General features: G+C 36.8%; 13 protein-coding genes. 8 read left to right on the plus strand and 5 right to left on the minus strand.

Annotated elements, in window-relative coordinates; genetic code table 11:
- Positions 1-8: 8 nt before the first annotated feature.
- Positions 9-1,016, minus strand: a complete 1,008-nt coding sequence (locus M2373_RS04140) for a glycosyltransferase family 2 protein (RefSeq protein ID WP_259107859.1) — start codon at positions 1,014-1,016, stop codon at positions 9-11.
- Positions 1,017-1,515: 499 nt separating this feature from the next.
- Here M2373_RS04140 and M2373_RS04145 point away from each other — a divergent pair, with 499 nt between their 5' ends.
- Positions 1,516-3,969 carry a hypothetical protein gene (locus M2373_RS04145; RefSeq protein WP_259107861.1) on the plus strand — a complete coding sequence of 818 codons (2,454 nt, stop codon included), beginning with the start codon at positions 1,516-1,518 and terminating at the stop codon, positions 3,967-3,969.
- An 85-nt stretch (positions 3,970-4,054) separates the two neighbouring features.
- On the opposite strand, the gene M2373_RS04150 is transcribed toward M2373_RS04145, so the two are convergent.
- Both M2373_RS04150 and M2373_RS04155 read right to left on the minus strand, forming a co-directional pair.
- Positions 4,055-4,462: a branched-chain amino acid ABC transporter substrate-binding protein gene (locus tag M2373_RS04150; RefSeq protein ID WP_259107862.1), complete on the minus strand. Its 408-nt coding sequence runs from the start codon at positions 4,460-4,462 to the stop codon at positions 4,055-4,057.
- Between the two features lie 176 nt (positions 4,463-4,638).
- Positions 4,639-5,808: a class I SAM-dependent RNA methyltransferase gene (locus M2373_RS04155; protein WP_259107863.1), complete on the minus strand. Its 1,170-nt coding sequence runs from the start codon at positions 5,806-5,808 to the stop codon at positions 4,639-4,641.
- A gap of 122 nt (positions 5,809-5,930) precedes the next feature.
- Between M2373_RS04155 and M2373_RS04160 the strand changes: the two genes are divergently transcribed.
- The 4 genes from M2373_RS04160 to M2373_RS04175 all read left to right on the plus strand — a co-directional run bounded on the left by M2373_RS04160 (position 5,931) and on the right by M2373_RS04175 (position 12,143).
- Entirely contained in the window at positions 5,931-6,653 is a 723-nt protein-coding gene (locus M2373_RS04160) for a class I SAM-dependent methyltransferase (RefSeq protein WP_310467929.1), read from the plus strand.
- 2 nt (positions 6,654-6,655) lie between these two features.
- Positions 6,656-7,381 (plus strand): ZIP family metal transporter, encoded by a 726-nt coding sequence (locus M2373_RS04165; RefSeq protein ID WP_259108886.1) that lies wholly within the window; start codon positions 6,656-6,658, stop codon positions 7,379-7,381.
- 348 nt (positions 7,382-7,729) lie between these two features.
- Complete coding sequence (locus tag M2373_RS04170) at positions 7,730-10,477, plus strand: SusC/RagA family TonB-linked outer membrane protein (protein ID WP_259107864.1); 2,748 nt, start codon at positions 7,730-7,732, stop codon at positions 10,475-10,477.
- 13 nt (positions 10,478-10,490) lie between these two features.
- On the plus strand, positions 10,491-12,143 hold the full coding sequence (locus tag M2373_RS04175; protein ID WP_259107865.1) for a RagB/SusD family nutrient uptake outer membrane protein: 1,653 nt from the start codon (positions 10,491-10,493) through the stop codon (positions 12,141-12,143).
- Between the two features lie 71 nt (positions 12,144-12,214).
- Here M2373_RS04175 and M2373_RS04180 read toward each other — a convergent pair whose 3' ends face one another.
- Positions 12,215-13,615: an OmpP1/FadL family transporter gene (locus tag M2373_RS04180; protein ID WP_259107866.1), complete on the minus strand. Its 1,401-nt coding sequence runs from the start codon at positions 13,613-13,615 to the stop codon at positions 12,215-12,217.
- A 31-nt stretch (positions 13,616-13,646) separates the two neighbouring features.
- Entirely contained in the window at positions 13,647-14,708 is a 1,062-nt protein-coding gene (locus M2373_RS04185; RefSeq protein WP_259107867.1) for a prolyl-tRNA synthetase, read from the minus strand.
- A 177-nt stretch (positions 14,709-14,885) separates the two neighbouring features.
- On the opposite strand from M2373_RS04185, the gene proS reads away from it, so the two are divergent.
- The 3 genes from proS (at position 14,886) to M2373_RS04200 (ending at position 19,235) form a co-directional block, all read left to right on the plus strand.
- Positions 14,886-16,361, plus strand: coding sequence for a proline--tRNA ligase (gene proS / locus M2373_RS04190; RefSeq protein WP_259107869.1), 1,476 nt, complete (start codon positions 14,886-14,888; stop codon positions 16,359-16,361).
- A gap of 128 nt (positions 16,362-16,489) precedes the next feature.
- Entirely contained in the window at positions 16,490-17,785 is a 1,296-nt protein-coding gene (locus M2373_RS04195; protein ID WP_259107870.1) for an OmpA family protein, read from the plus strand.
- A gap of 115 nt (positions 17,786-17,900) precedes the next feature.
- Positions 17,901-19,235 carry an Nramp family divalent metal transporter gene (locus M2373_RS04200; RefSeq protein ID WP_259107871.1) on the plus strand — a complete coding sequence of 445 codons (1,335 nt, stop codon included), beginning with the start codon at positions 17,901-17,903 and terminating at the stop codon, positions 19,233-19,235.
- Positions 19,236-19,303 lie beyond the last annotated feature (68 nt).

Raw genomic sequence — 19,303 nt, forward strand, 5'->3', positions numbered from 1 at the left:
TGTTTTTTCTAATCTTTTTTATGAAAATGTTTTGGAAATGCGTCTTCAGGCTTCATTCTGAAAATATTCAGCAATACCCACGATTTCAGAAATCCGTATCCGTAGGAAAACATCTGAATATAGGTCGATATAACAGCCATCCCTGCAATACTTATATTTTTAGTCACCCATAAAGCGTGGAATAAGACCATAAAAGTATACAATCCATAAAAAGCCAGAATAATCCCTCTTCCCAAAATAAAATACTCTATAAACCCTAAAATATAACCTAACATAAACAACGTAGGGAAAGCAAAAGAAATTTTCACATAATTCGGATGCCTCTGATTAAGAATAGGTCTTGCACAGCCAAACTGATAGACCTGTTTTGAAAATTTCCCAAAATCTACCCTGCGTTTATGATACACAGCAATAGTATCAAAAAAAGCGGTAGTATAGCCATTTTCCCAGAGTGTCATCGAAAGATCCGGATCCTCTCCTATTCTCATTTCTGAAAAACCACCGACTTTATCAAAAACTTCTTTTTTCACACCCATATTGAAACTTCTGGGCTGAAATTTGGAAACTGCTTTTTTATTTCCTCTGATTCCTCCGGTTGTAAAAACGGACGTCATCGAATAAGAAATTGCTTTCTGCATCAGGTTAAAACCTTTATGTGCCTTATCTGCACCTCCAAAAGCATCACAAGGAATTTCAACAATACTTTTTTTGATATTTTCAATATAATCTTTCTCCACAATCACATCACTGTCAACAAATACAAGCCATTCGTTCTGAGCTTTTCCTGCTCCAAAATTTCTTGTCAGCCCCGGTCCGGAATTTTCTTTCCTGAAATATTTAATATCTAATATCGTATTAAAATTATTGATCGTAGGCTTAAGATCTACAAAAGATCCGTCATCGACAATAATGATTTCAAATGCTCTATCGGACTGAACTGTAAGGGAGTTCAACAATTCGAAAAGCTCGTCTTTTCGATTAAAAATAGCAACGACTATGGAGATTGTAGGATTCAAATTGAAAATTTCTCAAAATTACTTATTCAGAAATGAACTTACAAACAGTTTATGATAATTTTTGATTTCTGAATCTTTAAAAGCAGATGAGCACACCTATAATTTCAAATGAACAAAATTGCCCCCTGATTCATCAATTATAAAAATATTTATTTAAACAAATTATATTAAAAATATACACAAGAAAAACAACACAATACTAGTATATCCTTATTATTTTTAAGATATAAACCAAAGCCTATATAATGAATGTAACTTTTAATTATGATGTACTTATTAAAATTTTATCCTTAAAGGAAATAATGATTTTAATTTAATAATTAATTTATCATCTATTTAGAATTTAATTAACATTTATCGTATACTACTTTCATACTACTTTTATCTAACACCCTATAAATCAAATACTATATAGATACCATTATTGTCTTTTCCTTCATTTGTATTCGTTTTAAAATTTAGAGATATCCTAAGTTTGCATCAACAAAAAAACAAACAAATGAAAAAAATATTAATTCTTGTTGGTACGATAAGTGCATCATTTGCCATGGCTCAGGTAGGAGTAAATACCCCAAATCCTCAAACGACACTTGACGTAACTGCTAAAAATGCTACTGGTACCACCACAAATGTTGATGGGTTTTTAGCTCCCAGAGTTACCAGACAAAGAGCTCAAAATATGACGGGTGTTCCTACCTCAACAATGATTTACATCAACAACGTTTCCACAGGGACTCAAACAGGAACAACCATTAATGTAGATGCAGTAGGCTACTATTATTTTAATGGGACAATTTGGGTAAAACTAGATAACCCAAGTAATAAGTCAAGCTCTGTAAATATTTACAATTCCAATGGGACTCTTGAAAGCAACAGAACCGTTGCTCAAGATAATAATACATTAGCGTTTACAAGTACGGCTACTACCGGAACGAATCATTTCTCCGTAGACGGGAATACTTTTTCTGTCAACGCAGCTAATCATAGAATAGGTTTAGGTACAACAAACCCTCAAAATAAACTTGATCTAGGAACAGACGCGGGGCCAACTGTTACAGATGCAGCCGGTAAAAAACTAGCTGTGTACAATAACGCAGGCGGAACATCATTTTATGGTCTGGGGGTAAGCCCTGCAAGATTACAGTTTCACGCTTCATCAGCAGCCACAGATGCACCAGGAGCTGTATTGGCTTCCAATGGTAATTTCGGGATAGGAACAACAGATCCCACTAACAGGCTGGATGTAAGATCTACTTCTTCAGGAGCTGTAAAAATTGTAGACGGTACACAGGGAGCAAGCAAAGTACTTACGTCTGATGCCAATGGTGTAGCAACATGGCAGAATGTTCCCGCCACTACAAATACCAATATATATAATTCTAACGGCACCCTCGAAAGCAACAGAACTGTCGCTCAAGCTAATAATACCTTGGCATTTACAAGCACAGCTACTACAGGAACGAATCATTTCTCTGTAGATGGGAATACATTTTCTGTCAACGCAGCTAATCACAGAATAGGTTTGGGTACAACAAACCCTCAAAATAAACTTGATCTAGGAACAGATGTAGGATTAGCTGCTACTGATGCAGCCGCTAAAAAACTGGCTGTTTATAATAACGCAGGCGGAACATCATTTTATGGTCTGGGAGTAAGTCCAACCAGATTACAATTCCATGCTTCATCAGCAGCTACAGATGCACCGGGAGCAGTATTATTAACGAATGGTAATTTCGGGATAGGAACACCAGATCCCACTAACAGACTGGACGTAAGATCTACAACTTCCGGAGCAGTAAAAATTGTAGATGGTACACAGGGTGCCAACAAAGTATTAACATCAGATGCTAACGGTGTTGCAACATGGCAGAATGCTCCTGCATCCGCAAGCACCAATATTTATAACTCAAACGGGACACTTACCGGAAACCGTGTGGTGACACAAAATGCCAATACTTTAGCTTTTGTAGGATCAGCCGTTAATTCATTCTCTGTAGACGGTACTACACTATCAGTAGATGGTGCCAATGACCGAGTAGGTTTAGGAACATCCTCACCTCAGACAAAACTTCATGTAGTATCTGCAAATACACCTAATTCTTACCGATATAACTTGATTGATGCTCCTGCAACAACTGGTAACGGTGTTATTCTGGCGTTAAGAAACACTTCTCCAATAGCATCCGGAAATATGTCTCTTTTAGGCTTTACTAACAGTGGTACAACTTCCGGAGGAGCCAACTGGGCTATCGGATCAAGCCGTACAGCAAATTCTGAGGATTTTTATTTTGGAAATTCTACGGGAGGAGCGTTAATTGAACGAGTGAGAATCAAAGGAGATACCGGAAATGTTGGGATAGGAACCAATGCTCCTACTACAAAATTACACGTCAATTCATCGAGTCCTGCCGTAAGAATTGTTGACGGTACACAAGGTGCAGGAAAAGTTTTAACTTCTGACGCTAACGGGAATGCATCGTGGGTAACAAATAATACTTCCAATCCTGTTGTGATGTCTTCAATGGGTCCCGGAGTTACGTTAAATGCTTCTATCGCAGGAACCCAAGGAACCAATACAGGAACCACAATTACACTCCCTGCAAACAGTAAATATGTTGTCATATGTTATATGTTAGTAGGTACTAAAAATCAGGTTCCCTCAAATGGATATGGATGGATACAAAGTACCTTTACAGAATCTCCTTCAAGTAATACCCATAGTTCTGATATCCAGGGGTCATACTTCATTAGTGGAGCCATTATACCGAATCAAAACACTTTTAGTATGATAACCGGCTCTATTATTATTAACAATACCACTTCTTCACCAAAAACTTATTATTATAGAGTAAGAATTGCCAATTCAACTAATCTGGGTGCAGGTAATGAGATTGTTAATTTTGGAGGTACAGCATGGGGAGAAAACAACCTATACGCAGTTCCGATTAACTAAAAATAAAACCACACAACCAATTTAATAAGCTTTAAAGGTTTCATATATTTTATGAAGCCTTTTTTGTTTTACTAAATTTATCTTTTTAAATAAATAGCCCTGACTTGAAATAAATTCCCATAACAGCCGATATAAAAAATAATATGGCAGAAAAACTGAACAGCAACAACTGAAAGAAACTTTTAAAATAATAAAGCTCCAGAACATGGAGGATAAAAAAGAAAACAAAGGCAATCCCCAATCCAATCAACGAACTGACAACAAGAGTCTGTATGTAATTTCCAGTGGGTAAAGGATCTTTAAAAACAATATAAAACAAAACTGAAGTAATTGCTAAAAATGCAATACTTACTTTTTCAACAATATATTTTACTTTTTTGTTCTCTTTAGGTTTCTCATCATCCCCTATATTTTTGGAGGACGAATTATCATTTCCAAAGACAGTCAGAAAATCCACTATTCCTTCCAGAGCATCAAGAAAATCAAATGGCATATGTATTAGTTTGAATTTTCCAAATATAAAATAAATCCTACCAGATTCAATCTTCATTTTTTCATTTAAAATAAAAAAGCTCAACAACCTAAAAAAAATATCGCCACGCTAAGCCGCATGATCTTTTTCGGATCTATAACAGCTCAGCATGGCAACTTTTATAGTAATCTGAATCTTTATGATTCTCTACCTTCTATTTTATGAATTTTCTTTGTTCCTTCATACATTTCATACTGTAAAAATCTTGTTTCCAACTTTCCGTTGAAAAGTTTTATTTTTCTTGACGGACGAAGACCAATTTTCTTTACCGCTTCAAGATCCGATGAAATCAACCAGGCTAATGTATTTGGATAATGTGTTTTGAAAGTATCTCCTACTTTCTTATAAAAATCGTCATCATTAATAGAAATTCTCTCATCATAAGGAGGATTAAATACCATTAATAAAGGGAAAAGATCTTTCTTCGATTCAAAGAAATTCTGCTTTCTTACCTCGATCACATCTTCCATTTCGACAGCTTCGATATTGGTTCTTGCTGCATTCAGCATTCTTGCATCGATATCGTAACCTACAATCTTTCCGGTAAATTCCTTAACCCTTCCGATTCTTACTTCTTTAATTTTTGCAAACAAATCGGCATCGTAATTGTTCCAGTTCTGGAAAGCAAATCTTTTTCTGAAAATCTGCGCCGGAAGATCCAGAGCAATCATCGCCGCTTCAATCAATAAAGTTCCGGAACCGCACATCGGATCAAGAAAATTCCCTTTTCCGTCCCAGCCTGCCAGCTGCAGCATACCACTCGCTAACACTTCGTTGATAGGCGCTTCACCCTGCTCTTTTCTATAGCCTCTTTTAAACAAAGCATCCCCCGAAGAATCCATAGAAATCGTCACCAATTCTCTGTCGATATGCAAATGGAACTTAATATCCGGAGATCGGGTTTCAATATTCGGACGTTTTTTAAATTTTTCCTGAAAATAATCAACAATAGCATCCTTCATTTTCAGGGTTACAAACTGAGAATGCTTGAATGTTTCAGAGTTTACGGTAGCATCAATAGCAAAAGTCTGATCAACATCTAAATAATCTTCCCATGCAAACTGGAAAAGCTTATTATAAAACTGCTGCTGATTAAAAGCTTTAAACTCAAAAACAGGAATTAAAATTTTCAATGCTGTTCTTGCAGAATAATTAATCTTGTATAAAAAGCCAAGATCACCCTCACAGTTTACAGCCCTGTTTTTAATCTCAACGTTTCTACCACCCAATTTTTTAATCTCTCCTGCTAAAATATCCTCTAATCCGAAAAATGTTTTTATCTGAATTTTCAAGTTTTCTGTATCCATTTTGCAAAAATACAATTTTAGTTGTTGGTTCTCAGCCTATAGTTGACAGAAATAATTATAACTGATAAAAACCATCACCCAACAACGGTGAACTGTCGGCTAAAAAACACTATTTTTGCACTATGGAATGGTTTGAATCTTGGTTTGATACCCCTTATTATCATTTACTTTATAGCAACAGAGACTATACGGAGGCAGAAAATTTTATCACCAAGCTCACTTCAGAGCTTGAACTTTCGCCCAACTCAAAAATTATCGACTTAGCATGCGGGAAAGGAAGACATTCTGTTTTTCTTAACAAACTTGGGTATGATGTTTTGGGATTGGATCTTTCCAGACAGAGTATTGAGCATAATAAACAATTTGAAAATCAGACATTGATGTTTGATGTTCATGATATGAGAAATCCCATTGATGCCGATCCTATGGACGCCGTTTTCAATCTTTTTACAAGCTTCGGATATTTTGATAACGAGAATGATGATAAAAAGGTTTTCCAATCGGTATATGATGCTTTAAAACCCGGAGGTTATTTTGTACTGGATTATCTCAATGAAGTCTATGTACGTCACGGAATTATTCCGGAATCAACCATCATACGAGGTGATATTGAGTTTAAAATACTGAAAAAAATAGAAGGGAGACATATCATAAAAGATATTCGTTTTGAAGATAAAGGACAATCTTTTCATTTCTTTGAAAAAGTAAAACTTCATTCATTGGAAGCGATTAATTCTTATGCATCAGACTGTGGTTTTGAAAGAATAAAAATCTGGGGAGACTATCAGCTGAACGAATTTCAAAGCACTTCTCCCCGTTGCATTAATTTATTTAAGAAAAACTAATGATCACTGTACTTTTACTGATTTTAAGTGTTGTTGCCGGTGTATTTCTAGGAAAACATTTTGGAAAAAAAGAAAAGCTGGCTAAAAATTTACTGATTTTAAGTGCCGGATTTTTAATTACGATCTGCTTAAATGAAGTTTTCCCACAGGTTTATACTGCCGAATCCGGTAGCAGCCTTGGAATTTTTGTTATCGCCGGAGTTTTACTGCAAATGATTCTGGAAGCATTAACCAAAGGATTTGAGCACGGCCATTTCCATCATCACAGCGAGCACAATATTCTCCCCGTGGCATTAATGGTAGGTTTATTTGTTCATGCTTTTATTGAAGGAATCCCTTTAGCCAATGAAGAACATGCACTTTCGCCTTATCTTTTAGGGATCGTATTTCACAATCTCCCGATTTCATTCATTTTGGGAGCCTTTTTATTCAACAGAAAAGAAGGATCAAAAGGAAATTCATATCCTTCATTATTGATTGTTGCCTTATTCGCTTTGGCATCACCCATGGGTATGCTGTTAGGAAATTATTTCAATCCGGATCTGCAGCCTTATTTCCTGGCGATCGTGGGCGGAATTTTCTTACACATCTCTTCCGTAATTATTTTTGAGAGCAATAAAAACCATAATATTGACTGGGTGAAAATAGGATTGGTAATTTTAGGCGTTTCATTAGCGCTTCTTATGCACCTTTTTCATGACCATTCGCATGTTGGACATCAACATTAAGCAGTTTTTTCACTCCTCAAAAAGTTCAAATTTACATTGATAATATTCTACTTATATTAAATCTGATTATTTAATATAAGTAGAATATGTCAATCATCATTAATATTTTTCGAAAATTCTGTTATTTTTTTTCTTCTAAAAAATATCTTCAATATAAATACAATAGATAACGAAAATTTTAGCCATTTAATTTATCAAAAAGTTTGAATTTTACCATTTATAATTTATTTTTAATAATATTTTACATTTACAAATATATTTAATTTAATATTTTAACATAATTTAAGATAAATAAAATAAAACAAATGACATTTTTTGTACATTAGCAGCAATAGAACTCGCTTATGTATGAAAAAACAAACTAACACTTTAAAAAAGGCAGGCGTATGCTTTTTTTTAATGTCCGGGCTCATATCGGCCCAGACGATCAAGGAAAAAGATTCTTTGAAAGAAACCGCAATTGAAGACGTTGTTATTGTAGGATATAAGGTTCAGAAAAAATCCAGTCTTACCGCAGCTGTTTCAATCATTTCTGATAAGAAATTAAAGGATGCCAGCACTTCAGATGTTTCCAGTTTATTACAGGGTAAAGCTGCAGGAGCTCAAATTATGCAAGGAGGAGGAGGTCCCGGATCAGCCGCTACTGTAAGAATTCGAGGGACTGCTACAATCAATGGTCCCAGCCAAGCTCTTTGGGTTGTGGATGGCGTAATGATGCCAGACGTTCCCAATCTGGATCCCAATCAAATTGAAAGTATCAACATCCTAAAAGATGCAACCTCAACTGCACTATATGGCTCCCGCGGGGCCAATGGGATTGTTCAGGTATTTACAAAAACAGGAACCTCAGGAAAAGGCAGCCTGAATGTCTCCATGAATAACTCATTCAACACCTTCAACAACGGCCGTTTTAAATTAATGGACGGTGTGCAACTATATGATTATTTCACTTCATTAAAAAATGCTCCTGCTATTCCAAAAGAATTGAGAGCACCCGGCTACGACTGGCTGAAAAATGGTACACAAACAGGAATGGTACAAAACTATACCGTCGATTTCAGGGGCGGCTCACCTACTTCCAAAACCTATGTTTCAGGAAACTATTATAATGAAACCGGAACTATTCAAGGTACCGACTTCAACAGATTATCTTTTAGAATCAATCACGAACAAACAATAAAACCATGGCTGATCATAAAACCCAAGGTCAGCTTATCATATACAGCAAAAAAAGATACGCAAGGTTCTCTTTTTGAAATGTATCTCAATAATCCCTGGGACAACCCAAGAGATGCCGATGGAAACTTAAAAAGACTTGATGACAAATTCACAGGAGCCTGGTATGGAAGGGATTACACCAACTATTTATATGATTTACAGTGGAATTACGGAAAAAGCAATCAATTAGACCTTATCGGAAATCTTGATGCCGAAATCAAAATCACAGATTACCTGAAGTTTATTACAACCAATAATGTTACATATAAAAACTATGATGATTTTTATTATACAGACCCAAGATCCATATCCGGGAATAGTAACAAAGGAGGTTTAAGAGAATCTAACTTACGAGACATCAGTAAGTTTTTTAACCAGATGTTGAGATTTGATAAAGATTTTGGAGTTCATAATGTAAACGCACTAGCAGCATATGAATACAGTGACAGATTTTATAAATCATCCAATGCAGGCGTATACGGTATTGTGCCCGGGACTGAACTTTTTGACACCGGTGCCGCCTCCGGAGCAATACCACGAGGTACAAAATTCGACAGAGCATACAATGCCCTTTTGTTTAATGCAGAATATGTTTATGATAAAAAATATTTTATTCAAGGATCTTTAAGAAGTGAATCTTCCTCAGCATTCGGTGCAAGCCAAAGGAATGGTTTATTTTACTCTTACAGCTTGGGGTGGAATGTTCATAAAGAAAAATTCTTTAGTATAAAAGCCATCAACGAATGGAAGCTAAGAGCAAGCAGAGGTCTTGTAGGAAATACACCAAGCCCTAATTACGGATGGCAGGATTTATATGCATTGGTTCAAAAGTATGATGGGCAAATTGGGGCAACATGGAGCCAGCTGGGAAATCCTAATTTAACCTGGGAATCAATCTATCAAAACAATATTGGTACAGATATTAAAGCTTTTGACAACCGATTAAGCTTAAATATCGATTACTTTAATAATAAAACGAAAAACTTACTGATGCTGGTAACCCTTCCGGCATTAACGGGTGTCGACAAACAATATTTAAATGTAGGAGATGTAAAAAATAAGGGTTGGGAATTTAATTTCAACTACTCCATTATCAGAAATAATAATGTCACCTGGGATTTAGGATTCAACATCAGTACTTATAAAAACAATGTAATATCAACGAGAAACAACAGCATACAAGTGCTTGATAATTATCATGTAGCAATACCGGACTACGATGTAAATTCTTTCTATATGAGAAAATGGATGGGAGTAGACTCTAATACAGGTTCAGCCCAGTGGGAGGTCATCAATCCCGATGGAAGCAGAGGTTTAACAACAAGTTACAACCAGGCCACAGTACAGGTCGTGGGGACAACTACACCGGATTATTACGGATCCGTAACAACCAATCTGACCATTAAAAACTTCTATCTTAATGCTAATGTTTATTTTTCACAAGGAGGACAAATCTATAATTTTTACAGAGAATTCTTTGATTCTGACGGTGCTTACCCCTATTACAACCAAATGGTTCTAAAAAACGGCTGGAACAGGTGGGAAAAACCAGGAGACATCGCTACACATCCTGTGGCCAATTATGACAGTAACAGCTTAAGCAACAGACCATCATCACGTTATCTGGAAGATGCCAGCTATGTCAAATTAAGATCCGTAAGACTGGGATATAATTTCCCAACATCTTTAACTGAAAAAATTCACATCAAATCTGCAGGTATTTACATCATGGCAGAAAATTTATTTACAATTACCAGATTCTCAGGTGTAGACCCGGAAATTGGAGCAGCAGATAGACAAACCTCCCATTCAGGGCTTGCAGGAGCTATTTATCCTATCCCTAGAAGATTTTCTTTAGGTTTTAATTTCTCATTTTAAAATTTAAACAATTATGAAAAAATTATTTATCCCATTACTATTATTATCATTAGCTTCATGCAATATAGATCGATCCCCCTATGATTCTAAGGAGTCTGAAGTCATACTGGGTGACGCAACAGGATTACAGACAATAACCCTCGGAAATTATGCTTTATTAAAAGGTGATGCAGAGGGCGGTGGCTTTTTCAACAACCTATACCGGGTAGGCGAATACGCAGGAGATAATATAGACATCAGCGGAACAACATCCGATCAATTTTTCTACTATTATAATTACAGAGGAATCAAAAACAACAGCCGTACCAATATCATCTGGAGTTCAGGCTACAAAGCCATAGTAGGCTGCAACAGGGTTATATCTAAAGTTCCTGAAGGAAAAGATGCTGCAACTGACCAACTGATAGGTGAAAACTATTTTTTAAGAGCTTATGTATATTTCTCATTAGTAAATGTATTTGGAAGACCTTATAATCAAGGGACCAGTAATCTTGGAATACCATTGAAAACCACTGATGATGTAAACGATCTTCCCCCAAGGGCTACTGTTGGGGCAATATATGACCAGGTAGTCAGTGATCTGAAAAAAGCAGAACAATTAATGACCCTCGATAAGAAAAATATATATGCTTCTAAAGAATCTGCACAGGCCCTGCTCTCAAGAGTATATCTGTATATGGAGAACAATGACAAAGCAATTGAATATGCCGATAAGGTTATCAGTTCCGGAAAATACATGATGCTGCCCAGAACAGAATTGCCTTCTTACGCAACTAAAGCCCCTGAAAATAATACGGAAACTATTTTTGCATTTAAATACAATAAAGACGGTGACTATAGCGATGGCTGGAACACGATAGGATCTATGTATGTAAATATCCAGAGTGTGGGTTGGGGTGAGATGTATCCCTCATCTACTTATCTGGATCTTATTAATGAACATCCGGAAGACGCCAGATTAAAGTTTATATCACCCAAATACAAAACACCATTGATCCCCGTTGCTTATTGGGCTCAGAAAGAAAACAACGCATCCGGAAACATCACTTATAACTATAAGTATCAGCCTACATTTCAGCAAAATGGAAATACTTTTTTCACATGGAATAATGTGAACTATCAGGTGATGACAGAAGTAACACCTAATAAAACCAGCTATTATTTTATCAATTCCGGCGGTACTAAAACCTATGTATATCTTGATAATGACATGGAAAAAAGAAATGGCTATCCTAAATTTTATGTTTTAAAATGTTCAATGCAGGAGGGCGTTCCTCAATTATGGTCTCCCGTTGTTATAAGATTAGCAGAAATATATCTTAACAGGGCTGAAGCTTATGCTAAAAAAGGAAATACAATGTCAGCACTTGCAGACGTAAATGTTATCAGAACAAGAGCCGGTATACCGATATATAATTCTGTACCAACGGGTCAAACCGCTTTGAATGTCGTACTTCAGGAAAGAAGACTTGAACTTGCTTTTGAAGCCCATAGAAAGTATGATGTCTTTAGAAACAAATTAGATCTCGACAGAAACTATCCTGGCACACACTTAAACGGAACTAACCCGTTCTATACTGTCCCATATAACCACAACAGAACGATAGAATATATTCCTGAACAGCAAATACAAATTCAACCCAACCTGATTCAAAATCCGGATTAATAAAAACAAAAAAGCTCTGCATCAATCTGATACAGAGCTTTTTATTTATGACTTATTACATTATCCGAAATTTAGAACTTCCAGCCAAATGTAAGAAAGAAATTATTTCTGTTATTTTTCACATCCGATACCGCGTAAGAATCACTCGATATAAGATTATTTGGAGAATAATAGCCTGCTTCAACATTATCGTTCACAACTCCTCTTAAGAAAGGATTGGTATATTTAGAACTGATATTCTGATAAGCCGCATCGATATAGAATGATTTGAAATCATATCCAAGACCGAAAGACAGAGCATTTCTGTTATTCAGCATAAGATTGCTATATGATCTGTCTGACGCAGAACCATCATTATTGAAACTACTGATCGTCAATGCATCAAGAGGATTCGATGTGAAAGCATAACCTCCTCTCAATCTGAACTGTTTTAATCTGTATTCAGCTCCCAATCTTAATTCAGATACATTTTTATAATTTTCTTTAAAGAAATCATTCAGTTCTGTTTCAGCAACACCGTATACTTTATATTTAGGAGTTGTCAATCCAAGACTGTAGTCAACATTTAAAGAAAAACTTTTACTTGCAATGAACGCAGCACTCACAGTCGCCTTAAGCGGAGATGTGAATTTTCTGTTTTCAATAGCATAGTCGTCTCCATAAATCGCATCATTATAAAAATTATAACTTCTGTCGATATTCCAGAAAGTAGGCGTTTCCAAAGCAGCACCCACTCTGAAGTTAGGACTTAGCTTTCCAATCACCCCTAAGGAAGCTGAAAAACCATTTCCTCTTTCATAAAAAGGAGTATTCTGTTTACTGAAATATTCTGAAGCTCCCGTCTGAAGAGAAGTAAAAGCTGCAGTATCAGACTGATCAATAGATGAATTAAAGAAATTCAATCCGGCTCCAATATATAAATTATGATTATAGTTAGCTCCTACCCCAACACTTGTTTTTGACATATATCCGTATCGGTCGTAGGCATGTCTTCCTAATGATGAACTGTTTCCATTGTTGAAATCGTAGATCAAATTACTGTTTCCCGGAGTTTCTATATAATTTTCAATAGACTGATTTGAATAGTTAACTCCGACATTGATAAACTTCCATGCACTTTCCGTCATCAACTGGAAAGTCATTACAGCACCTACATTTCCAAGATCTCCTTTATTGGTTTTATATCCAAAAGAAGAACCAGCCAAAGAAGAGGTATTCTTATTGCTCAAAATGGATAATGTTCCCGAGATCTCTCCTGAAATAGCAACCCCTAAACCTGCGGGGTTTGTCAGCAAAGAATTTGCATCACCTCCTAAAGCTCCGTTAGAGCCTCCCATCGCATTGAATTTAGCAGACCCAATATTTGGAGAGCTGGAATAAACATCGATAGAATTTCTTATCACAGAAACATCCTGAGCCTGCGCAAAAAATGCGGCAGAAATACTCATTAATACTAAAGATTTTTTTAACATTATTTTTTTGAATAGTTATTAAATTTGATAATTATCTTCTGAAGCCGCCTCCGCCGCCTCCACCGCCGGATCTGAAGCCACCGCCTCCACCAGATGAACCGCCGCTTCTAAAGCCACCGCCTCCAGAGTTGTTGAAGCCGCCATTTGATCTGAAACCACTGTTGCTGTCATTTGATCTGAAGCCCTCGTTTCTGTATCGCGGTTGTGATTGCTGTTGATAATTGTAGTTAGGTCTGGTCTGAGGGTTCTGATTTCTGAAACCTTGGTTTCTGTAACCTCCGTTCATATTACCTTGCTGTCTGAATCCTCCGTTTGAATTTCCCTGTCTGAAACCTCCGGTATTGTTAGATCCTCTGAATCCTGAAGCTCCTGAAGTATTACTGTTTCTAAAGCCGCCACTATTTCTGATGATCGTATTGTTGCTATTATTTCTGAAACCTGCTACATTACTATAGCTGTTAAATCCTCTGCCATCGGAGCCGCTTCTTCTGTACATTGGTCTGTTGTAATAGCCATTACCCCAGTATCCACCTCCCCAGTATCCGCCGCCATACCAGCCACCATATCCATAACCTCCCCAGAAAGGATCATACATTCCTCCCCAATAAGGTGAGTATCCCCAGCCCATATTCCAGCCTCCGCCCCAGCCCCAGGAATTACCCCAGCCCCAAGACATGCCAAGACCCCAGCCCCAGCCTCTGTTCATTCCCCAGTACGGACTATAGTAGCCACCACCCCAACCCCAAGGAGATCCCCATCCCCAAGAATTATCGTAGTAGTTTGTCTGAGATCCTGCAAAATTTCCCCAGTCAGAATCCGTAGCTGTTCCATTGGTATTATAATCATTCCAAGAATCATATCTGTTTTCTCTTGAGTTTGCTTCAGCATTCTGAATAACGTTTGAGTCCTGATAATAATCGTAGTATTGACCTACTCTGTTTCCGCCATCATTAATAATCACGCCTTCCGGTAGTGTATCCTTGTTGGGATCATAGTAAACCCCATCGGTCTCGCTATACCCACCCATCTGAGCACCACAAGACATAAGCAGTAATCCACTTGATATTGCTAAAATCCCTTTAGACTTTAACATACCGAGTAAATTTTTATGTATATTTCTTTTCATGATAACGTAAAGATTTTTAATTTAAATTATATTTGCAATCTGTACCAAAAATGTACCAAACACCGGTACAAAAAATCTATCAAAAATAGATTTTTATTTTTAGATAACAATAATAGGAAAAAGTTAAAAAAATTAAAAAAAATAATGGCAAAATTAACCTCAAGAAGCGAAGATTACAGCAAATGGTATAATGAGTTGGTTGTTAAGGCTGACTTAGCTGAAAACTCAGGAGTAAGAGGATGCATGGTTATCAAACCATATGGCTATGCAATCTGGGAGAAAATGCGTGACGAAATGGATAAAAAATTCAAAGAAACAGGTCACGTTAATGCTTATTTCCCGCTTTTTGTACCCAAGAGCTTGTTTGAGGCTGAAGAAAAAAATGCAGAAGGTTTTGCTAAAGAATGCGCAGTAGTTACTCACTACAGATTAAAAACAGATCCGAACAACCCATCAAAACTTATTGTAGATCCGGATGCGAAACTTGAAGAAGAACTGATTGTACGTCCTACTTCAGAAGCAATTATCTGGAATACCTATAAAAACTGGATTCAGTCTTACAGAGATTTACCGATATTGATCAACCAGTGGGCAAATGTTGTCCGTTGGGAAATGAGAACCCGTTTATTCCTCAGAACAGCAGAGTTTTTATGGCAGGAAGGGCACACCGCTCATGCAACTAAAGATGAAGCTGTAGAAGAAGCAGAAAAAATGAATAAAGTATACGCAGATTTTGCAGAAAACTTTATGGCAATGCCGGTAATTCAAGGGTTAAAAACACCTTCTGAAAGATTTGCAGGAGCTGATGAAACCTATTGTATTGAAGCATTAATGCAGGATGGAAAGGCTCTTCAGGCAGGAACTTCTCACTTCTTAGGTCAGAATTTCGCAAAAGCATTTGACGTAAAATTCACCAATAAAGAAGGAAAAATAGAGCACGCTTGGGCAACATCTTGGGGAACATCAACTCGTTTGATGGGAGCTTTGATCATGACACACTCGGATGATTTCGGATTGGTATTGCCTCCAACTTTGGCTCCGATTCAGGTGGTAATTGTTCCTATCTTCAAAGGTGAAGAGCAATTAAACCAGATCAGTGAAGTAGCATTGGATATTCAGGCTAAGCTGAGAGCAAAAGGAATTTCTGTGAAATTCGATAATGATACACAGAACAAACCAGGCTGGAAATTCGCGGAATACGAATTAAAAGGTGTTCCTGTAAGAATTGCAATGGGACCAAGAGATTTAGAAAACAAATCTGTAGAAATTGCAAGAAGAGATAATTTAACGAAAGAAGTGCGTTCAATCGACGGATTAGATTCTTATATCGAAGAATTATTAAAGACTATTCAAAACGATCTTTATACGAAAGCAGCAAACTTCAGAGAAGACAACATCACAAGAGTTGACACTTACGAAGAGTTCAAAAACGTTTTAGAAGAGAAAGGTGGATTTATCTATGCTCATTGGGACGGAACAGCAGAAGAAGAAGAGCAGATAAAGGATGAAACCAAGGCAACGATCAGATGTATTCCTTTAGATGACGATATTGAAGAAGGCGTTTCTTTAATTTCAGGAAAACCTTCAAAAAGACGAGTTTTATTCGCTAAAGCATACTAAAATTCAACTTAATAAAATTAACAAATCTTTAAAAATTCATGTAATTTTTAAAGATTTTTTTTTGATATTAAATATTTGGAAGAATTTTTGATTAAATTTATACAACATTAATCTCAAAATAATTTATTATGTCTTTAAACGTCATTGATTTAATTAAAGGACAATTAGGTCCCGCTTTAGTATCTCAGGCTGCCTCTCAGTTTGGAGAAAGTGAATCAGGTATTTCCAAAGCAATCAGTGGTCTGTTGCCTGCTGTTGTCGGAGGATTAGCCAACAATTCCAATAACCCCGGAGTACTTGATGCCATCACCAATGCTTCATCCAGTGGAATTTTAGGAAATTTATTAGGAGGATCTTCTGATAATTCCATTATTTCAACTTTGTTATCCTCTATTTTTGGTGACAAACTTAGCGGATTGGTAAATTCTATTGCATCTTTTGCAGGAATCAGTAATAATTCATCAAGCTCTTTATTAAATCTGGTAACAGGAGCTACGGTAGGCTCTATCGGAAAATATGCTGCAGACAATAATTTGGACAAATCCGGAATTTCAAGCTTATTGAGTGACCAAAAAGGGATTGTTTCCACACTATTACCAGCCGGACTCTCTTTAGCCTCCTTAAATATCGGAGACTGGGCCAAAGGTTACAAATTTGACAATGATAATGATGCGATAAAAACAACTCCTCATGAAGAGCCGAAAGTAGAAGTAACAAGAAGTACAACCTCTAACGGAACTTTTCCTGAACGAAATAATGACAGCGGGGGCTCGATCTGGAAATGGTTGCTTCCGCTTTTACTTTTAATCGCTGCAGGCTATTTTCTATGGAAACAGTGTGAAAAGAAAGAAACCACCACTACAACTACTGTAGCTACAGACTCTACAGGAACCTCTTCTGACACCACTGTCACTTCCGATACAAGTACAGCAGCGGCACCAACCTCTAAAGTAGATGAAAATATTGATCTGAACGGTACAGCACTGAAAGGTTACAAAGGCGGACTTGAAGATCAAATGATTGCCTTCCTGAAATCCGATGGTTATAAAAATGCTGCAAATGACGCTGCTTTAAAGGATAAATGGTATGATTTCGATCACGTAAATTTCAAAACAGGAAGTGGAAATCAACTTGAAGCCGGATCTGAAGGTCAGTTGCAAAATTTGGTTGCTATTTTAAAGGCTTATCCTGAAGCAAAAATTAAAATCGGCGGTTATACTGATAAGACAGGAAATGAAGCTGTAAACCTAAAAATATCTAAAGAAAGAGCAGCTTTCATCAAAGACTGGCTAGGTAAGCAGGGAGTGGGAGCTCAGGTTTTAGATGCTGAAGGATACGGAAGCCAATTTGCTAAAGTAGATGCAAAAGCTTCTGATGCAGAAAGAGCTACAGACAGAAAGATGTCGGTAAGATTTGCAAAATAAATTACTGACAACCCATAAAATTAAGTCCCGGAAAGTTATTTTTCGGGATTTTTCTTTTTGAGTGTTTTGTGGTTTTCATTTATTTAATTACATTTGTTAGTCATTTCTAACATTTATGAATTTGAATTTAAAAAACGCCTGGCGTAAAGATAAAACATCTCATTCCTTATCAGAAGTCTATTCATCGGTAAAAGTTCCTAAAAACGCAAGTTTTTGGCGAAAATATCTTGCTTTTGCCGGCCCGGGACTGATGGTAGCTGTCGGCTATATGGATCCGGGAAACTGGGCTACAGATATTGCGGGAGGAGCACAATTCGGGTATACCCTGCTTTCGGTTATTTTAATTTCCAATATTTTTGCGATGGTTTTACAGCATTTGTCGGTAAAACTGGGCGTGGTGGCAGAAAGAGATTTGGCTCAGGCCTGCAGAGATCATTTTGGTCCTAAAACCAATTTTATGCTCTGGGTTTTCTGTGAAATAGCCATCGCTGCCTGTGATCTCGCAGAAGTTATCGGATCTGCAATTGCTCTGAACCTGCTTTTCCATATTCCACTCACCTGGGGAATTGTGATTACCACCGTAGATGTGCTTATTATTCTTTTGCTGCAATCCAAAGGTTTCAGATGGATAGAAAGTATTGTGGGCGGATTAATTTTTATTATTCTTGCCTGTTTTATTTACGAAATCGTGATTTCTCAACCAGCCTTTAACGAAATTCTGGGCGGGTTGGTTCCAAAAGCAGAAATCATTCAAAATCCGGCAATGCTTTATATTGCGATCGGAATTCTGGGAGCAACCGTAATGCCCCACAACCTTTATCTACACAGCAGTATCGTACAAACAAGAGACTATACCCGTGATAAAGAAGGGAAAAAAGAAGCTATAAAATTTGCGACTTTAGACAGTACAGTTTCATTAATGCTTGCCTTTTTTATTAACGGAGCTATTTTAATCCTTGCAGCAGCAACTTTTCACGTCACAGGAAATAAACACGTGGCGGATATTCATGATGCCTATAAAATGTTAACGCCTATTCTGGGCGCTTCTATGGCGAGTATTGCATTTGCGATTGCTTTACTGGCATCCGGCCAAAATTCGACATTAACAGGAACTTTAGCCGGCCAGATTGTGATGGAAGGTTTTTTAAATATCAGGTTAAAACCATGGCTGAGACGTCTTATTACAAGATTGATTGCTGTAATTCCTGCGTTAATTGTGGCCATTCTGTATGGTGAAGAAGGTACAACTGAATTATTGGTTTTAAGTCAGGTAATTTTGTCAATGCAGCTGAGCTTTGCCGTAGTTCCACTTGTTATGTTCACAAATGATAAAGCTAAAATGGGAGAATTCGTAAATAAGCCTATTTTAAAAATCTCTGTGTGGATTATTTCTGTCATTATTATCATTTTAAATCTTTACTTACTGTATCAGACATTTTTTGGAGAATAGTCAATGGTGAATTTTATACATTGAAAAATACCGTTGGTTATTCGTGTATTTAAACCACTTCTTCAAAA

The sequence above is a fragment of the Chryseobacterium sp. JUb7 genome (assembly GCF_024806495.1).
In the GTDB taxonomy this organism is placed as follows: Bacteria; Bacteroidota; Bacteroidia; order Flavobacteriales; family Weeksellaceae; genus Chryseobacterium.

Excerpts from the sequence above, each read along its gene's own strand:
- M2373_RS04145 (WP_259107861.1), top strand. The coding sequence starts at position 1,516 with ATGAAAAAAATATTAATTCTTGTTGGTACGATAAGTGCATCATTTGCC.
- M2373_RS04150 (WP_259107862.1), bottom strand. The coding sequence starts at position 4,462 with ATGCCATTTGATTTTCTTGATGCTCTGGAAGGAATAGTGGATTTTCTG.
- M2373_RS04155 (WP_259107863.1), bottom strand. The coding sequence starts at position 5,808 with ATGGATACAGAAAACTTGAAAATTCAGATAAAAACATTTTTCGGATTA.
- M2373_RS04160 (WP_310467929.1), top strand. The coding sequence starts at position 5,931 with ATGGAATGGTTTGAATCTTGGTTTGATACCCCTTATTATCATTTACTT.
- M2373_RS04170 (WP_259107864.1), top strand. The coding sequence starts at position 7,730 with ATGAAAAAACAAACTAACACTTTAAAAAAGGCAGGCGTATGCTTTTTT.
- M2373_RS04175 (WP_259107865.1), top strand. The coding sequence starts at position 10,491 with ATGAAAAAATTATTTATCCCATTACTATTATTATCATTAGCTTCATGC.
- M2373_RS04180 (WP_259107866.1), bottom strand. The coding sequence starts at position 13,615 with ATGTTAAAAAAATCTTTAGTATTAATGAGTATTTCTGCCGCATTTTTT.
- M2373_RS04185 (WP_259107867.1), bottom strand. The coding sequence starts at position 14,708 with ATGTTAAAGTCTAAAGGGATTTTAGCAATATCAAGTGGATTACTGCTT.
- proS (WP_259107869.1), top strand. The coding sequence starts at position 14,886 with ATGGCAAAATTAACCTCAAGAAGCGAAGATTACAGCAAATGGTATAAT.
- M2373_RS04195 (WP_259107870.1), top strand. The coding sequence starts at position 16,490 with ATGTCTTTAAACGTCATTGATTTAATTAAAGGACAATTAGGTCCCGCT.
- M2373_RS04200 (WP_259107871.1), top strand. The coding sequence starts at position 17,901 with ATGAATTTGAATTTAAAAAACGCCTGGCGTAAAGATAAAACATCTCAT.